This is a genomic window from Caulobacter sp. 602-2 (assembly GCF_011043625.1).
In the GTDB taxonomy this organism is placed as follows: Bacteria; Pseudomonadota; Alphaproteobacteria; order Caulobacterales; family Caulobacteraceae; genus Caulobacter.
This window is the reverse complement of record NZ_JAAKGT010000001.1, coordinates 101607-117632: the sequence shown is the minus strand read 5'-3', so window position 1 is coordinate 117632 and position 16026 is coordinate 101607. Positions and strand designations below refer to the sequence as shown.

Sequence of the window (16026 nt, the reverse complement as noted above, 5' to 3'; positions counted from 1 at the left end):
GGCTTAGGCCCAGATCGCCTCGGCCTGGATCCGCGCAAATTCCGGCGTCCAGCGCAGGTCCTGGGCGCGGCGGGCCACGGCGCCGATGACGATCAGGACCGGACCTCCGGTCCCGCCGGCCAGAAGCTGCGGCAGGGCGTCGAGACGCCCGGTCCGCAGCGACGCGGCCGGATCTCCCGCCCGCTCGACGACCAGCGCGGGCGTGCCGGGCGAACGACCGGCGGCGATCAGGCGGCGGCCAAGCTCGGCGGCCGCCTCGCCGCCCATGTAGACGGCGACCGTGGCCTCAGGATCAGACGCGGCGGCCCAGTCCTCGATGACGTCGCCGCTGCCGACCCGGGCCGTGGTGAAGATCACCCGCCGAGCCTCGCCGCGATGGGTCAGGGGGAAGTTGAACTGGGCGGCCGCGGCGCTGGCGGCGGTGACGCCGGGCACGACCTCGACGCTCACGCCATGGGCGCGCAGGAACTCGGCCTCCTCGCCCACCCGGCCGAACACCGAGGGATCGCCGCCCTTCAGCCGCACGACCCTCAGGCCCCGGCGGGCGAGGCGCAGCATCAGGCGGTTGATCGCCTCCTGCTTCATGCTGGGCCGGCCTGAGCGCTTGCCGGTGAGGATCCGCACGCAGCCGGCCGGGGCCAGGGCGATGGCCTCGTCCGAGACCAGGGCGTCGTAGAGCAGCGCCTGGGCGCTCTCGACCGCGCGGGCCGCCCGCAGGGTCATCAGGTCGACCGGACCAGGACCGGCGCCGACCAGCAGCACGTCTCCGAGAGCAGCGTCACGCATGAGCGGTCTCCTTGGCCTTGAGGGAAGCGGCGGCCGCGATCATCCGGGCGATCTCCGGACGGCACGAGCCGCAGTTGGTTCCGGCGCCGGTCGCTGCGCCCACCGCATCGGCGGTGGCGGCCCCGGCGGCTATGGCGGCGTCAACGGCCTTGGCGCCCACCTTCAGGCAGGCGCAGACCATCGGCCCCTTGTCGACCGGCGCGCCGGGCGGACGGCCGATCAGCAGGGCCGAGCGGGCCTCGGCGGTCAGCACATCCAGGGTGAATAGGTCGGCCAGCCAGTCGCGCGGCGGCAGGCGGCCGGCGGCGGTCTGGAACAGCACGGCGACCAGCTTGCCGTTCTCGATCCAGGCCTCGCGACGCGAGCCGGCGCCGGCGTCCTCGAACACGGTGGTCTCGCCGGTCAGCCCCTTGACCAGACGCTTGCGCAAGGCCTCGCGCTCGGCGGCGTCGCCGCGGCCTGCGAACTCGTGCAGTTGGGCCGCGTCCTGCGGGATGCGCCGCCAGACCAGATCGAGATTGGCCGGGGCCGCGATGCTCTCGCGGCTCAGGAAAAAACCCTTCCAGGTCTCGCGATAGGGCCGCGCGCGGGCCGGGGTGTGCTTGAACTCCGGCTGGCCGGAGGCGGGATCCAGGTTCGGCGCGATCAGGTGGTTGGACTTGCCCGACGGCGCGAAGGCGTCCGTCCAGTGCATCGGCATGAACAGGCCGCCCACGCGCTGCCGATCGGTGACCTTGGCCAGAGCCACGGCCTCGCCGCGGGCGGTGGAGACGCGGGTCAGGGCGCCGTCCTTGATCCCGGCCGCCTCGGCGTCGCGCGGATGGATCTCGACGAAGGGCTCGGGCGCGTGGCGGCAGAGGTCGGGCGCAAGGCCCGTGCGGGTCATGGTGTGCCACTGGTCGCGGATGCGGCCGGTGTTGAGCGACATCGGGAAGGCGTCGCTGACGGCGTCGGCCGGCCCCTTGGGACGCACGGGAACCGTGCGGGCGCGACCGTCCGGGGTCTGGAAGCGGCCATCGACGAACAGGCGGGGCGTCCCCTGCCCTTCGACGCGGACCGGCCACTGGATCGGGGCCATGGCGGCATAGTCTTCGGGCGTCATTGCCGAGAGGCCGGTCAGGTCGAGCAGGCGCGCACCCAGGTTCTCATAGGCCGTCAGGCGGGCCCACTCGCGGAAGATCGAGGCCTGCGAGGGCCAGCTAAAGCCGTCGAAGCCCATGCCCTGGGCCACGTCGGCCATGATCCGCCAGTCGGCGCGCGCCTGGCCGGGAGCTGGAAACAGGGCCCGCTGGCGCGAGATCCGGCGCTCGGAATTGGTGACCGTGCCGTCCTTCTCGGCCCAGGCCAGGGCCGGCAGCTTGACGTGGGCATAGGCGGTCGTGTCGGTCTCGACGCAGTCGGAGACGACCACGAACGGGCACGCTTCCAGCGCCTCGCGCACCGCGCCGGCGTCGGGCAGGCTGACGGCCGGGTTGGTGGCCATCACCCAGATCGCCTTGATCTTGCCCGACCGCACGGCCTCGAACATCTCGACGGCCTTCAGGCCCGGCGCGCGGGCGGTGTTCGGCCCGCCCCAGAAGCGGGCGACGCGATCGCGATCCTCGGGCGCGAAATCCATGTGGCCGGCCAGGGTGTTGGCCATGCCGCCGGTCTCCCGCCCGCCCATGGCGTTGGGCTGGCCGGTGATCGAGAACGGGCAGGCGCCCGGCTTGCCGATCCGCCCCGTGGCCAGATGGGCGTTGATGATCGCCAGGCCCTTGGCCACGCCCTGGGCCGACTGGTTGGAGCCCATCGAGAACAGGCTGACGGCCTTGGGATGAGCGGCGAACAGGTCGTAGAAGGCCAGCAGGTCTTCCACCGCGATCCCGCAGTCGGCGGCCACGGCGGCGGGTGACTGGTCGTCCTGCGCCAGGGCCTCGCGCACGGCGTCGAAGCCGCTGACATGCTCGCGGATGTAGTCGATGTCGAGCGCGCCGCGACGGTCCATCTCGGCCAGCAGGCCGTTCCACAGCCGCACGTCGGATTGCGGCGCGATGGCCAGGTGCAGGTCCGCGCCCTCGGCGGTGTCGGTGCGGCGCGGGTCGATGACCACGTGCTTCTGACCACGAGCCTTGGCGGCCTCCAGGCGACGGAACAGGATCGGGTGGGTCCAGGCGGCGTTGTGGCCGGCGAAGATGACGAGGTCGGCCTCGTCGAGGTCCTCGTAGCAGCCGGGCACAAGGTCGGCGCCGAAGGCCTGCTTGTGGGCCGCTACCGCCGAAGCCATGCAGAGGCGGCTGTTGGTGTCGATGTTGCCCGAGCCGATGAAGCCCTTCATCAGCTTGTTGGCGACGTAGTAGTCCTCGGTCAGCAGCTGACCCGAGACGTAGAAGGCGACGCTGTCGCGGCCGTGGCGGGCGATGGTGTCGCGGAACCGCTTGGCGACCAGGGCGGTGGCCTCGCCCCACGTGGCGATACGGCCGTTGATCGAGGGCTCCAGCAGACGGCCCTGCAGGCCGACGGTGGCGCCGAGGGCCGAACCCTTGGAGCACAGCCGGCCCCTGTTGGCCGGGTGGGCCGGGTCGCCGGACACAGCCAGCACCCTTTCCCCGCCCATTTGGCTCCCGCCCGCCGCGCCCGCGACGCCGCAACCGACGCCGCAATAGGGACAGGTGGTTCGAACCGTCGCGATGGCCCCGGAGCCGTCGGCCATGGCGTCAGCCCGCCATCACCGGCTGGGCCAGCAGGACGCGGCCGTCCTGCACCCGCACCGGAACGACCGGCGTGCAGCCCTTGCCGGCGTCGGCGCCGGTGGGCTGGCCGGTGGCCAGGTCGATGACCCAGCTGTGCAGCGGGCAGGTCACGCCGTGGCCGTGGACGATGCCTTGGCTCAAGGGACCGTGCTTGTGCGGGCAGCGGTCGACCAGGGCGAAGATCTGGCCGTCGCCGGTGCGGAACACCGCCACGTCGCCCTGCGCCGTCGCCACCCGGCGCGACCCGCGCTCGGGAATGTCGGTGACGGCGCCGACGTCGTGCCAGGCCGGATCGATGTCGAAAGTCTGGATCGTCATTCCGCAGCCATCCCCATCGGAAGCGTCGCCATCGGGGCGAATTCACCGGCCTCGACGCCCTTGCTGGCGCGCTCGGCCCACGGATCGACCTGGGCGGTCTCCTGCGACTTCACGAACCGGGCGAACAGCGCCGCGCGGTTGTCGAGGTCCTCGACCGTGGCGGCGTGGATCGTCTCCAGGCCGATGCGGGCCATCCACTTGTAGATCCGCTCCAGGTACCAGCCGCCTTCGCGGTACATCTGCATGACCGCCGAGATCAGCTGGATCGCCTCCTCTTCGGTGGCCACCTTGGTCAGCAGTTGCGTGCCCTGGATGTGCAGGCCGGCCGCGCCGCCGACATGGATCTCGTAACCGCTGTCGACGCAGATCACGCCGATGTCCTTGCAGGTCGACTCCGCGCAGTTGCGGGGACAGCCCGAGACGGCCAGCTTGACCTTGGCCGGCGCCCACGAGCCCCACATGAACTTCTCGAGCTTGACGCCCAGGCCCGTGGAGTCCTGGGTGCCGAACCGGCACCACTCCGAGCCGACGCAGGTCTTCACCGTGCGCAGGCCCTTGGCGTAGGCGTGCCCGCTGACCATGCCCGCGGCGTTGAGGTCGGCCCACACCGCCGGCAGGTCGTCCTTCTGGACGCCCAGCAGGTCGATACGCTGGCCGCCGGTCACCTTCACCGCCGGGATCGCGTACTTGTCGGCGACGTCGGCGATGGCGCGCAGTTCGTCGGGGGTGGTCATCCCGCCCCACATCCGCGGAACGACGGAATAGGTGCCGTCCTTCTGGATGTTGGCGTGGACCCGCTCGTTGATGAAGCGCGACTGGCTGTCGTCGACATACTCACCGGGCCAGGCGCACAGCAGGTAGTAGTTCAGGGCCGGGCGGCACGAGGCGCAGCCGTCGGGCGTGGTCCACTCCATGGCCTGCATCACCGCGGGCATGGACTTCAGGTCCTTGGCGAGGATCGCCTCGCGGACCGCCCCGTGCGGATGCGAGGTGCACTTGCACATCGGCTTGGGGCCGGTCTGCACCTTGAAGCCGTCGCCCAGCGTGGCCTTGATGACCTGCTCGACCAGCGGCGTGCACGAGCCGCACGAGGCCGAAGCCTTGGTGACCGCCCGCACGTCGTCCAGCGTGGTCAGGCCCTGGGCGGTGATGGCCGAGGTGATCGCACCCTTGCAGACGCCGTTGCAGCCGCAGATTTCCTGCGTGTCGGGCATGGCCGCAACGGCCGCGCTAGGGTCCAGGCCGGACAGCCCCTCCGTGATCGCCTGGCCGAAGATGATGGTGTCGCGGATTTCGGCGACGTCGGTCCCGGCCTTCATCAGGTCGAAGTACCAGCCGCCGTCGGCCGCATCGCCGAACAGCACCGCGCCGGCGACCCGGCCGTCCTCGATGACCACGCGCTTGTAGACGCCCCGGGCGGCGTCGCGGAACACGATGTCCTCGCAGCCCTCGCCGCCGGCGAATTTGCCGGCCGAGAACACGTCGACGCCCGAGACCTTCAGGCGGGTCGACAGGACCGAGCCTTGATAGGCGCCCTCGCCGTCGGTCAGTTCCTCGGCCAGCGCCCGGCACATGTCCCAGATGGGGGCCACCAGGCCGTAGCAATTGCCGCGGTGCTCGACGCATTCGCCGACCGAGAACACCGCCGGATCGGAGGTGCGCATGGCGTCGTCGACGATGATGCCGCGGTTGACCTGCAGCCCAGAAGCCTTGGCCAAGGTGGCGTTCGGACGGATGCCGACGGCCATCACCAGGATGTCGCAAGGCAGGACCCGGCCGTCCTTCAGCTTCAGGCCCGTGACCTTGCCGTCCTCGCCGACGATGGCCTCGGAGTGGGCGCCGAGCACGGTCTCGACGCCGCGCTCCAGCAGGGCCTCGCGCAGCAGGTAGCCGGCGCTCTCATCGAGCTGGCGCTCCATGAGCACGTCCATCAGGTGCACGACCGTGGCGCCCATGCCGCGACGGGCCAGGCCGTAGGCGGCTTCCAGGCCCAACAGGCCGCCGCCGATGACCACGGCGCGGGCGCCGGGCTTGGCCGAGGCGGCGATCATGGCGTCGACGTCGTCGAGGTCGCGGAAGGTGACCACCCCCGACAGGTCCGCGCCGGGCAGCGGCAGGCGGAACGGGTCCGAGCCGGTGGCCAGGATCAGCTTGTCGTAGGCGACCTCCAGGCCGCCCTCGGCGATCACCTTGCGCCCTTCCAGATCGACCCCGGTGACCCAGCGGCCGGCATGCAGTGCGATGCCGTTGTCGCGGTACCAGGCCTCGTCGTTGATGACGATGTCGTCGAAGGTCTTCTCGCCGGCCAGCACCGGCGAAAGCATGATGCGGTTGTAGTTCACCCGCGGCTCGGCGCCGAAGATGGCGATGTCGTAGCGCTCGGGATCGCGCTTGAGGATTTCCTCGACCGCCCGGCAACCGGCCATGCCGTTGCCGATGACGACCAGCTTTTCCTTGGTCATGGTTCTAGCTCGTTGCGGAGGAATGGGAGGTCAGACGCGGACCGGGGCGGCGTCGCCGTGCAGGGTCGGCCAGACGGCGCGCCAGCGGGCCTTCAGTCCGTGCAGGGCCAGCAGCGCGAACAGCGCCAGGGCCGCGAAGCCGAGAAAGCCGATCTGGTAGTCGCCGGTCAGCTTCTTGGCGAGGCCGAGGGTCGAGGCCAGGTAGAAGCCGCCGATGCCGCCGGTCATGCCGATCAGGCCGGTCATGACGCCGATCTCCTTGCGGAAACGCTGGGGCGCCAGCTGGAACACCGCGCCATTGCCGGCGCCCAGCGCCAGCATCGAGAACATCAGGGCCGCCAGGGCGAACCAGGCGGTCGGCAGCTTGAAGCTGGCGACGCCCAGGCCAAGCGCCGCCAGGGCGTAGACGATGCTCAGGGTGCGCACGCCGCCGTGACGGTCGGCCAGGGCGCCGCCGACCGGGCGGATGAACGAGCCGGCGAAGACGCAGGCGGCGGTGAAGAAGCCGGCGATCACCGGGTCCAGGCCGTACTCGGCGTTGAAGTAGATCGTCAGCGACGAAGCTAGGCCCACGAAACCTCCGAAGGTGACGCCGTAGAGCAGCATCAGCCACCAGGCGTCCGGAACCTTCAGCACGTCGAGATACTCGGCCAGCTTCTTGGGCGCAGGCTGCTCGGGGGCGTCCTTGGCCAGCAGCATGTAGACGACGAAGGCGATGGCGAGCGGGATGGCGGCCAGGCCGATGACGTTCTGCCAGCCGAAGGTCTTGGCCAGCATCGGCGCGAACAGGGCGGCCAGGGCCGTGCCCGAGTTGCCGGCGCCGGCGATGCCCAGGGCCAGGCCCTGGTGCTCCTGCGGATACCAGCGTGAAGCCAGCGGCAGGGCGACGGCGAACGAGGCGCCGGCCACGCCCAGCACCACGCCCAGCGCCAGGATCTGGTGGTAGTTGTGCACGCCCAGCGACCAGGCGACGGCCAGGCCGGTCAGCACGATCAGTTGGCCGATCATGCCGGTCTTCTTGGGGCCGATGCGATCGACCAGGATGCCGTTGACCAGGCGTAGCAGCGCGCCGGCCAGTACGGGGATGGCGACCATCAGGCCCTTCTGGGCGGGGTCGAGCCCGAAATCCTTGGCGATGGCCACGCCCAGCGGGCCCAGGATCACCCAGACCATGAACGACAGGTCGAAATAGAGGAACGCGGCGAACAGAGTCGGCGTGTGGCCGGCCTTGAGGAAGTCACGAGAGATCATGATGCGCCTCGGAGTGTTGCGTGTCTGCAAGAGCGAGGCGTCGTCGCCTCGTCGGGTGACCGCATCCGAGCGGTCGTCTCTGGCAGCCACGGACGCCGTTGTCCGAAGGCTTGAGCTCACTGAACATCGGTCCGGGGACGGATGTCACGGGCTGTAAAGGGCCATGGCCCGCACAACGCACGCCCCGCTTGGTTGCTCAGCAAAAAGGCGCCAGCGGCGCCCTTCAATTGTGCAGATGCGAAGCGCTGATGCGCCCCAAGGCCGCTCAGGCCCGGGCGCGACCGATCGAGAACGCCGCGGCGTAAGGGCCTGCACGCCGGGAATCGAAGGCCGGTCCCTCGAACAGCGGCGCCAGTTCGCCCGGCCCATCGGCGAAGACTTGGGCCGGCTCCAGCATCGGACCGGCGGACAGCGCCGCGGCGCGGAACATGTCGGGCCGGTAGACCGCGTCGGCGGCCGCCTCGAGGTCGGCGCCGGCGGACACCTGCCCCCAACGCACCATCTGCGACAGGAACCAGAGCGCATGCTCGCGCCTGGGCACCCCGGCCCCGTCTCGGTGGAACACGATCTCGTCGGTCAGGGCCCGGCCCAGCACCTCGGGCGATACGCCGACGTGCTCCGGCCGCGCCAGCAGGGCGATCAGGTCCTGGCGATTGGCCGGCTCGTCGGCCCAGGCCGAGGCCCGGATCAGCGCTCGCAGCGCCGCCCGCAATTCGTCGGGATAGTGGTGCGCCCAGGCCTCGGTGACGCCGAAGACCTTGTCGGGACCGCCCGGCCAGAAGGTCGAGGCGGTAATGACGATCTCGCCCAGCCCTTCGCGCTCGGCGACGGCGTTCCAGGGCGCGCCGACGCAGAAGCCGTCGATATCGCCAGCCCGCATCTGCTCGACCATGCGCGGCGGCGGCGTGACGACCAGGCGTACGTCCTTGTCGGGATCGATCCCGGCCTGAGCCAGCCAATAGCGCAGCTCGTAATTGTGCATCGAGTACGGGAAGACGACGGCGAAGGTCAGCGGTGCGCCGCCCTGCCCCGCCCGCTCGGCGATGACGCGCGCCAAGGCCCTGGCCGAGGCCGGCTGTCCGGCCATCGCTTCCGGGTCCGCAGCGCGCATGGCGGCGGCCAGCCCCTTCGAGACGGTGATGGCGCTGCCGTTGCGGTTCAGGGCCATCGGCGCGATCAGCGACGGACCGACGTCCAGCGTAAGGCCGCCCGAGGCGCCGGCCGCGGCCGCCAGGGCCATCGGGGCCAACATATGGGCGCCGTCGAGCGCGCCGACGGCGACCTTGTCGCGGATGGTCGCCCACGAGGCTTCCCGGCTGAGCGAAACGTCGAGCCCCTCCTCGGCGAAGAAGCCGAGAGACTTGGCGACCACCAGCGGCGCGCAGTCGGTCAGCGGAATGAAGCCCAGCTTCAGATCGGCCAGCCCGCTCAAGACGCGTCCCCCTTCAGCACCCCGGCGAAGGCCAGCAGGTCGGCCGCGATCGCCCCGATCGGCTTGCCCCGGTCCATGGCCAGCTTGCGCAGCAGGCGATAGGCGCCGTCCTCGTCGAGACCGCGCTCCTTCATCAGGAGACCCTTGGCGCGCTCGACCGTCTTGCGAGACTCCAGGTCAGCCTTGACCTTGGCCAGGTCGCCGCGAAGCTGCTGGGTCAAGGCGAAGCGGCTCATGGCCACGTCCAGGATCGGCCGCACGCGGGCCGGCGCCAGGCCGTCGACGACATAGGCGGCCACGCCCGCGCGCACCGCCTGTTCGGCCAGGCCCGGCTCGGAGCGATCGACGAACATCACGACCGGGCGCGGGTTGGACTGGCTGGCTTCACGCAGGCTTTCCAGCGTGTCGCGGTCGGGGCTCTCGGCGGCGATGACCACGACGTCGGGCGCGAACTCGACCGCCTCGCGCTCGTCGAAGCGCGCCGACCGGCGCACCTCCAGCGGATGCACGCCCTCGAGCCCCTCCGCCACCAGGGCGGCGCGGGCCGGATCCGGATCAATGACGAGAACGCGCATGCCCAACGCCCTAAGGACCATGGACGCCCCGGGGGAGCGTTTTGCGGCCACGGTCACGCTCGAACACAGTTCCGCTCAATCAGCGGGCGCCGCTGCGTATTGCTAGAGCAGGCGAGCGCCCGCGCCTCTGCGACCAAGGGCGGCGCCCCGCTAATCGACCGCCAGGATCACGTCCGACGGGGCGATCACGGCGTGGACCGACACGCCCGGCGCCAGGCCGGCGACCAGCGCGGTCGGAACGGTGGCGACCAGGGTCTTGTCCCCAGGCAGCGCGACCACGACCTCGCTGGCGGCCTCGCCGTCCTCGCGGTCGAGAACCTCTCCCGCCAGCACATTGCCGTCCACGCCGGCCTGCGCATCGGATACGAGACGCACGAAGCTCGACTTGATCAGCGCCACCGCCGGCCGCCCGACGGCCAGGCCCAGTTCCTCGACGCTGCGACGGGTGATCACCGAGGCGATCTCGACGCCCCCGCCGATGGCCAGCCGCACCTCGACGGTCACGCCCAAAGGCGCCAAGGCGACGACCGTCCCGCGAAGAGCGTTGCGGGCGCTGGTGCGCAGGCCAAGACTCCAGAACAGGTCCTCGCCGACCTCCGACGCCAGGCCGGCCTCCAGCCGCGCCAGCGCCGCCCCCACCTCGCGTTCCATGTCGCGAAAAGCCCGCACCACGGCGTGGCCTCGCGGCGTGACCTGCGCGCCGCCGCCCGCGCGGCCTCCGGCCCCGGCGGCGATCAGCGGCGCGTCGAACAGGTTGTTGAGCGCCTGCACGGCGTCCCACGCGCCCTTGTAGGACAGGTCCAGGCGCTTGGCGGCGGCGCTGATCGAGCCGAGCTCGGCCACCGCCTCGATCAGGGCCACGCGCTCCAGTCCGACACGGGCCAGGGCGCCGCGCCGCAGGATCAGGCTGGCGCTCAGATCGCCCGCTCCGCTCATCGACATCCTTTCCGACTCCGTTCGACCGCTTGTCGCCCGGGAGCGCCCGAAAAAACAGCCTGACAGTGGGCCAAAGCTCGTTATGTACTCGCTTTACATATCCGCCAGATCCGAGCCGCCGATGTCTCTCGCCCGCCGCCCCCTGATCGCCGCCGCCCTCGCCGCGGCGCTGTCGATGGTCGCCGGCGCAGCCTTCGCTGGCGAGACCAAGGTCGCGGTGGCCGCCAACTTCACCGAGCCGGCCAAGGCCATCGCCGCCCGGTTCGAGAAGGCCACCGGCCACAAGGCCACCCTGAGCTTCGGCTCGTCCGGCCAGTTCTACGCCCAGATCGCCAACGGCGCGCCCTACGAGGTCTTTCTGTCGGCCGACGTCGAGCGGCCGCAGAAGGCCGAGGCCGACGGCCTGGCCGTGACCGGCTCGCGCTTCACCTACGCCACCGGACGACTGGTGCTGTGGAGCAAGACGCCTGGCCTGGTCGACGGCCAGGGCGCGGTGCTGGCCAAGGGCAGGTTCGAGAAGCTGTCGATCGCCGACCCGAAGGCGGCGCCCTACGGTCTGGCCGCCGTCGAGACCCTGACCAGGCTGAAGCTTTACGAGGGCCTGAAGCCCAAGATCGTCACCGGCTCGTCGATCACCCAGGCGTATCAGTACGTCCAGACCGGCGCGGCCGAGCTGGGCTTCGTGGCCCTGTCGCAGGTCGTCGACGACAAGGGCGGCTCGCGCTGGGTCGTGCCCAAGGCCGACCACACGCCGATCGACCAGCAGGCCGTTCTGCTGAAGACCGGCGCCGGCAGCGATGCGGCCAAGGCGTTCATGACCTTCCTGAAGGGTCGCGAGGCCAAGGCGATCATCCGCCGCTACGGCTACGAGGTGCGCTGAACACCATGGTCGAGGTCGTCTGGCTGACCCTGAAGCTGGCGACGGTCACCACCGTGCTGCTGCTGGCGCTGGCGACGCCGCTGGCGTGGTGGCTGGCGCGGGGACGCTCGCCGGTGAAGCCGGTCATCGGCGCGCTGGTCGCCCTGCCCATCGTGCTGCCGCCCACGGTGCTTGGCTTCTACCTCCTGATCGCGCTCGGTCCTGAAAGCCCGCTGATGGCGCTGCTGCGGCCGCTGGGGATCCGCACCCTGGCCTTCACCTTCGAGGGGCTGGTGATCGGCTCGCTGGTCTACTCCCTGCCCTTCGCCGTGCAGCCGCTGCGCAACGCCTTCCTGGCCATCGGCGACGAGCCGCTGGAAGTCGCCGCGACCCTGGGCGCGAACAAGATCGACACCTTCATCCGCGTGGCCCTGCCCCTGGCCCTGCCCGGCTACGCGGTCGCCGCCCTGCTGGCCTTCGCCCACACCATCGGCGAGTTCGGCGTGGTGATGATGCTGGGCGGCGGCATTCCGGGCGAGACCCAGGTGCTGTCGATCGAGATCTACCGGCTGGTCGAGAGCCTGGAGTGGGACAAGGCCCACCAGCTGTCGGCCCTGCTGCTGGCGTTCGGCTTCCTGGCGGCCCTGACGCTGCTCTTGCTTGAAAAGCGACGGAGCGCTCCGGCCTGAACCGGCGTTTCCCCAAATAGAGCTTGTGGGCTGGGCGGTCGCCTCGCCTGTGGTATTGACGCGCCTCGCTTCCATCGGCGTCCTTTTCGAGTCCCATCGCGCATGTCCGATCCCGCCGCTACGCAAACCGGTCCCGACGACGCCGAGGACAAGGCGCCCGACACCGTCGCCGAGGCCGCCCCCGAGGCGCCGACGCCCATCGCCGACGAGCCGGCGAAGCCCAGGCGGGTTCCGATCTGGAAGCAGCGTCCCTGGCAGATCGGCGCCGGCGTCGTGGTGCTGGCGATCGTGGCGGTCGTGACCTGGCTCCTCTGGTCGCTGCCGCTGGGCCGGGCGCTGGAGCCGGCCAACAATCCGACCATGGTGCTGCTGGCCTCGGACGGCACGCCGATCGCCCGCCGCGGCTCGTACAAGGAAGCCCCGATCGAGGCAGCCAAGCTGCCGGCCTATGTTCCCGGCGCCTTCATCGCCATCGAGGACCGTCGCTTCTACAAGCACATGGGTATCGACCCCAAGGCGATCGCCCGGGCCTTGGGCGCCAACGCCAAGGCCGGCGGCGTCTCCGAAGGCGGCTCGACCATCACCCAGCAACTGGCCAAGAACGCCTTCCTGAGCAGCGACCGCAATCTTCGCCGGAAGGCCCAGGAAGCCCTGATCGCCCTGTGGCTGGAAGCCAGGCTCTCGAAGGAAGAGATCCTGTCGCGCTACCTGTCGGCGGTCTATTTCGGCGAAGGCGCCTTTGGCCTGCGCGCCGCGGCCCGGCACTATTTCGACACCACGCCCGAGAAGCTCTCGGTCGGCCAGGCCGCCATGCTGGCCGGCATGGTCAAGGCCCCCTCGCGCCTGGCGCCGACCGAAAACTTCGAAGGCGCCCGCGAGCGCATGGACGTGGTGCTGGGCGCCATGGTCGAGACCGAGGTGATCACGCAGGCGCAGGCCGACAAGGCCAAGCGCGACATGCATCCGATCCCCGAGCGCGAGAAGCTGCCGACCGGCTCGTACTTCGCCGACTGGGTGTTCCCGCAGGCCCGCGCCGCCTATGACGCCCGCTACGGCGAGACCATCGTCAAGACGACGCTGGACGCCAAGCTGCAGGCCAAGGCCGAGAAGATCCTCAACGACGCCATCGCCCGTGACGGCAAGGTGCTGAACGTCACCCAGGGCGCGCTTGTGGCCATGCGCACCGACGGCAGCGTCGTGGCCATGGTCGGCGGCCGCGACTACAAGCAGAGCCAGTTCAACCGCGCCGACGCCGGTCGCCAGCCGGGCAGCGCCTTCAAGCTGTTCGTGTACCTGGCCGCCATCCGCCAGGGCATGACCCCGACCTCGCCGATCCTCGACGCGCCGGTCGACGTGCGCGGCTGGAGCCCGAAGAACCACGAGGGCAAGTACGCCGGCCGCGAAGTGCCGCTGATCACCGCCTTCGCCGGCTCGTCCAACGTGGCGGCCGTGCGCCTGGCCCAGCAGGTCGGCCGCAAGGCCATTGTCGACACCGCCCGCGACCTGGGCGTCACCGAGCCGATCCCCGACGACCTGACCCTGGCGCTCGGCACCGGCCCGATGAGCCTGGTGCAGCTGACCGGCGCCTACGCCGCCATCGCCGCGGGCGAGACGCCCGTGACGCCGCACGGCCTGGCCGACTGGAAGGCCCCGAAGAAGGCCCGCGCCCTGTCGAAGAGCGAACTGGCCGGCATGCGCGACCTGCTGCGCTCGGCCGTGCATCGCGGCACGGGCGTCGAGGCCGCCATTCCCGGCGCCTTCGGCAAGACCGGCACGACGCAAGGTTATCGCGACGCGATCTTCGTCGGCTATGTCGGCGACCTGGTCATCGGCGTCTGGGTCGGCAACGACGACAACAGCGCCATGAACGGCGTGGTCGGCGGCGGCCTGCCGGCCAAGATCTGGAAGGCCTTCGCCCTTTCGGCCACTGGCGGCGCTCCCAAGCCGCCGGAAGACGACGCGATCACCGCCGCCGAGGACGCCAGCCTGGCCGAGCCGATCCTGGGACCGGACGGCCTGCCGCTGCCGCCCGAGGCCGCGCCGGTCGAGGGCCTGGCTGCGGCCGATCCGACCGCGCCGGCGCCGGTGGTTCCGGCTCCGGCCGCGCCGGCGCCGCCGCCGCCGCCGGCCGAGCCTCGCGGCCCGACGAACCTTCCGTAAAAAGCGAAGGGGTCAGGAACGGCCGACGTTCCTAACCCCTCACCCTCCCAGGCTATCGCCTGGGCCCCTCCCTCTCCCTCTGGGAGAGGGGGTTTAGTTCAGATCCAGCACCACGACCGACTTGGCCGGCAGGGTGGCCGTCAGGGTGTCGCCCTTGATGGTCGCGCCCTTGAACTCGGCCGGCTTGACCGCGTCGGGCTTTTCGAAGGTGTTGCGCGAGGCCATTTCAGGACCCGTGAGCACCCGGCCCTTGGCGGTCTTGGCGGTCGAGCCAGAGAGCTTGACGGTGACCGTCGCCGGCTTGTTGGGGTCGAGATTGACCAGCGCCACGTGCACCGCGCCGTCCGTTCCCTTGCCCGCCGAAGCGGTCACGGCCGGGACCGACGACTTGCCGACCACGTACTGCGGGGTGTCGATCTCGACCGGCAGCAGGGTCGCGCCCTGGAAGGGCTTATAGAGGTCGAACACCCAGTAGGTGGGCGTCAGGACCATCTTTTCCTTGTCGGTCAGGATCATCGCCTGCAGCACGTTGACCATCTGGGCGATGGCGGCCAGGCGCACCCGGTCGGCGTGCTTGTGGAAGATGTTCAGGGTCACGGCGGCCACCACGGCGTCGCGCATGGTGTTCTGCTGATAGAGGAAGCCCGGCTCGGTGCCCGGCTCGACGTCGTACCAGACGCCCCATTCGTCGACATAGAGGCCGACCTTCTTCTCGGGGTCGTACTTGTCCATCACCGCGCTGTGCCTGGTGACCAGCTCTTCCATCTTCAGGGCCTGGACCATGGTGTCGCCCCAGCCCTGCTCGTCGAACACGGTGGCCGAACCCTTCTTGGTCCAGTTGCCGGTCGGGATGACGTAGTAGTGCAGGCTGAGCGCGTTCATGTTCTTGGCCGCGCCCTTCATCAGGACCTCGGTCCAGTTGTAGTCCTCGGCGTTGGGACCGGCGGCGACCTTCACCGGGCGATTGCCGCGCGGGGCGCGGACGAACTCGGCGAAGTTGCGATAGAGGTTGGTGTAGTGCTCGGCCGTCATCTGGCCGCCGCAGCCCCAGTTCTCGTTGCCGACGCCGAAGAAGTCGACCTTCCAGGGTTTGTCGCGGCCGTTGGCGCGGCGCATGTTGGCGATCGAGGAATTGGTCGGCGAGGTCAGGTATTCGACCCACTCCGACATCTCCTGCGGGGTGCCGGTGCCGACATTGCCGGCGACATAGGTCTTGGTGCCGATCAGCTCGGCGAAGTCCATGAACTCGTGGGTGCCGAAGGTGTTGGGCTCCTCGACGCCGCCCCACATGACGTTGACCTTGACGGGACGCTTGTCGCGCGGGCCGATGCCTTCGCGCCAGTGGTAGTCGTCGGCGAAGCAGCCGCCCGGCCAGCGCACGACGGGCACCTTCAGGGCCTTGAGGGCGTCGACCACGTCCTTGCGGTAGCCCTTGATGTTGGGGATCTTGCTGTCCTCGCCGACCCAGACGCCTTCATAGATGCCCCGGCCCAGGTGCTCGGCGAACTGGCCGTAGACTTCCGGCTGGATGACCGCGCCCGGCTGGTCGGCGCGCAGAGTCCCGCTGACCTTGGTCTGGGCGACCGCGCCCCCGGCGATCAGCAGGGCCGCGGCGACGCCGCCCATCAGGGCGTGCTTGAGCATCTTGGAATTCACGTCGTTCTCTCCCTCTACTCGCCGTGCGCGCGACGCCGGCTCGGACAGGCGCGCATCCTGGCGCGCACGACGCGCCGGAGCCCCTTGTTATTTGTCTGAGTATACTTGCCCGCGAGGAGCGTCAATCGAGGCGCGCGGACGGCGCAGGCCAGCAATACAAAGACATGGAG

Annotated in this window: 12 protein-coding genes; 3 read left to right on the top strand and 9 right to left on the bottom strand. The window is 70.3% G+C overall.

Features of this window, described 5'->3' with window-relative positions:
- Positions 1 to 3 precede the first annotated feature (3 nt).
- From cobA to G5B46_RS00385, 8 genes are all read right to left on the bottom strand, one after another.
- Positions 4 to 786, bottom strand: a complete 783-nt coding sequence (gene cobA / locus G5B46_RS00420) for a uroporphyrinogen-III C-methyltransferase (RefSeq protein WP_165255143.1) — start codon at positions 784 to 786, stop codon at positions 4 to 6.
- On the bottom strand, positions 779 to 3478 hold the full coding sequence (locus tag G5B46_RS00415) for a nitrate reductase (protein ID WP_165255141.1): 2700 nt from the start codon (positions 3476 to 3478) through the stop codon (positions 779 to 781). Before G5B46_RS00415 ends, cobA begins: the two co-directional genes overlap by 8 nt.
- A 4-nt stretch (positions 3479 to 3482) precedes the next feature.
- Positions 3483 to 3836 (bottom strand): nitrite reductase small subunit NirD, encoded by a 354-nt coding sequence (gene nirD / locus G5B46_RS00410; RefSeq protein ID WP_165255140.1) that lies wholly within the window; start codon positions 3834 to 3836, stop codon positions 3483 to 3485.
- A complete protein-coding gene (gene nirB, locus G5B46_RS00405) occupies positions 3833 to 6298 on the bottom strand; it encodes a nitrite reductase large subunit NirB (RefSeq protein ID WP_165255138.1) in 2466 nt (821 codons plus the stop codon). The genes nirD and nirB overlap by 4 nt, the downstream gene beginning before the upstream one ends.
- Positions 6299 to 6328: 30 nt before the next feature.
- Positions 6329 to 7549, bottom strand: coding sequence for a nitrate/nitrite transporter (locus tag G5B46_RS00400; RefSeq protein ID WP_165255137.1), 1221 nt, complete (start codon positions 7547 to 7549; stop codon positions 6329 to 6331).
- Between the two features lie 265 nt (positions 7550 to 7814).
- Complete coding sequence (locus G5B46_RS00395; RefSeq protein ID WP_165255135.1) at positions 7815 to 8981, bottom strand: CmpA/NrtA family ABC transporter substrate-binding protein; 1167 nt, start codon at positions 8979 to 8981, stop codon at positions 7815 to 7817.
- Entirely contained in the window at positions 8978 to 9556 is a 579-nt protein-coding gene (locus G5B46_RS00390; RefSeq protein ID WP_165255134.1) for an ANTAR domain-containing protein, read from the bottom strand. Before G5B46_RS00390 ends, G5B46_RS00395 begins: the two co-directional genes overlap by 4 nt.
- Positions 9557 to 9706: 150 nt before the next feature.
- Positions 9707 to 10492 (bottom strand): TOBE domain-containing protein, encoded by a 786-nt coding sequence (locus G5B46_RS00385; protein WP_165255131.1) that lies wholly within the window; start codon positions 10490 to 10492, stop codon positions 9707 to 9709.
- A gap of 121 nt (positions 10493 to 10613) precedes the next feature.
- On the opposite strand from G5B46_RS00385, the gene modA reads away from it, so the two are divergent.
- The 3 genes from modA to G5B46_RS00370 all read left to right on the top strand — a co-directional run bounded on the left by modA (position 10614) and on the right by G5B46_RS00370 (position 14200).
- Complete coding sequence (gene modA / locus G5B46_RS00380) at positions 10614 to 11372, top strand: molybdate ABC transporter substrate-binding protein (RefSeq protein ID WP_165255129.1); 759 nt, start codon at positions 10614 to 10616, stop codon at positions 11370 to 11372.
- 5 nt (positions 11373 to 11377) lie between these two features.
- Complete coding sequence (gene modB / locus G5B46_RS00375) at positions 11378 to 12040, top strand: molybdate ABC transporter permease subunit (RefSeq protein ID WP_165255128.1); 663 nt, start codon at positions 11378 to 11380, stop codon at positions 12038 to 12040.
- 102 nt (positions 12041 to 12142) lie between these two features.
- Complete coding sequence (locus G5B46_RS00370; protein ID WP_240903280.1) at positions 12143 to 14200, top strand: transglycosylase domain-containing protein; 2058 nt, start codon at positions 12143 to 12145, stop codon at positions 14198 to 14200.
- A 93-nt stretch (positions 14201 to 14293) separates the two neighbouring features.
- On the opposite strand, the gene G5B46_RS00365 is transcribed toward G5B46_RS00370, so the two are convergent.
- Positions 14294 to 15856 (bottom strand): alpha-N-arabinofuranosidase, encoded by a 1563-nt coding sequence (locus G5B46_RS00365; RefSeq protein ID WP_346764849.1) that lies wholly within the window; start codon positions 15854 to 15856, stop codon positions 14294 to 14296.
- Between the last annotated feature and the right edge of the window lie 170 nt (positions 15857 to 16026).

What these genes read in the sequence shown, in the direction of transcription:
- cobA (WP_165255143.1), bottom strand. Translation starts at nt 786, where the DNA reads ATGCGTGACGCTGCTCTCGGAGACGTGCTGCTGGTCGGCGCCGGTCCT.
- G5B46_RS00415 (WP_165255141.1), bottom strand. Translation starts at nt 3,478, where the DNA reads ATGGCCGACGGCTCCGGGGCCATCGCGACGGTTCGAACCACCTGTCCC.
- nirD (WP_165255140.1), bottom strand. Translation starts at nt 3,836, where the DNA reads ATGACGATCCAGACTTTCGACATCGATCCGGCCTGGCACGACGTCGGC.
- nirB (WP_165255138.1), bottom strand. Translation starts at nt 6,298, where the DNA reads ATGACCAAGGAAAAGCTGGTCGTCATCGGCAACGGCATGGCCGGTTGC.
- G5B46_RS00400 (WP_165255137.1), bottom strand. Translation starts at nt 7,549, where the DNA reads ATGATCTCTCGTGACTTCCTCAAGGCCGGCCACACGCCGACTCTGTTC.
- G5B46_RS00390 (WP_165255134.1), bottom strand. Translation starts at nt 9,556, where the DNA reads ATGCGCGTTCTCGTCATTGATCCGGATCCGGCCCGCGCCGCCCTGGTG.
- G5B46_RS00385 (WP_165255131.1), bottom strand. Translation starts at nt 10,492, where the DNA reads ATGAGCGGAGCGGGCGATCTGAGCGCCAGCCTGATCCTGCGGCGCGGC.
- modA (WP_165255129.1), top strand. Translation starts at nt 10,614, where the DNA reads ATGTCTCTCGCCCGCCGCCCCCTGATCGCCGCCGCCCTCGCCGCGGCG.
- modB (WP_165255128.1), top strand. Translation starts at nt 11,378, where the DNA reads ATGGTCGAGGTCGTCTGGCTGACCCTGAAGCTGGCGACGGTCACCACC.
- G5B46_RS00370 (WP_240903280.1), top strand. Translation starts at nt 12,143, where the DNA reads ATGTCCGATCCCGCCGCTACGCAAACCGGTCCCGACGACGCCGAGGAC.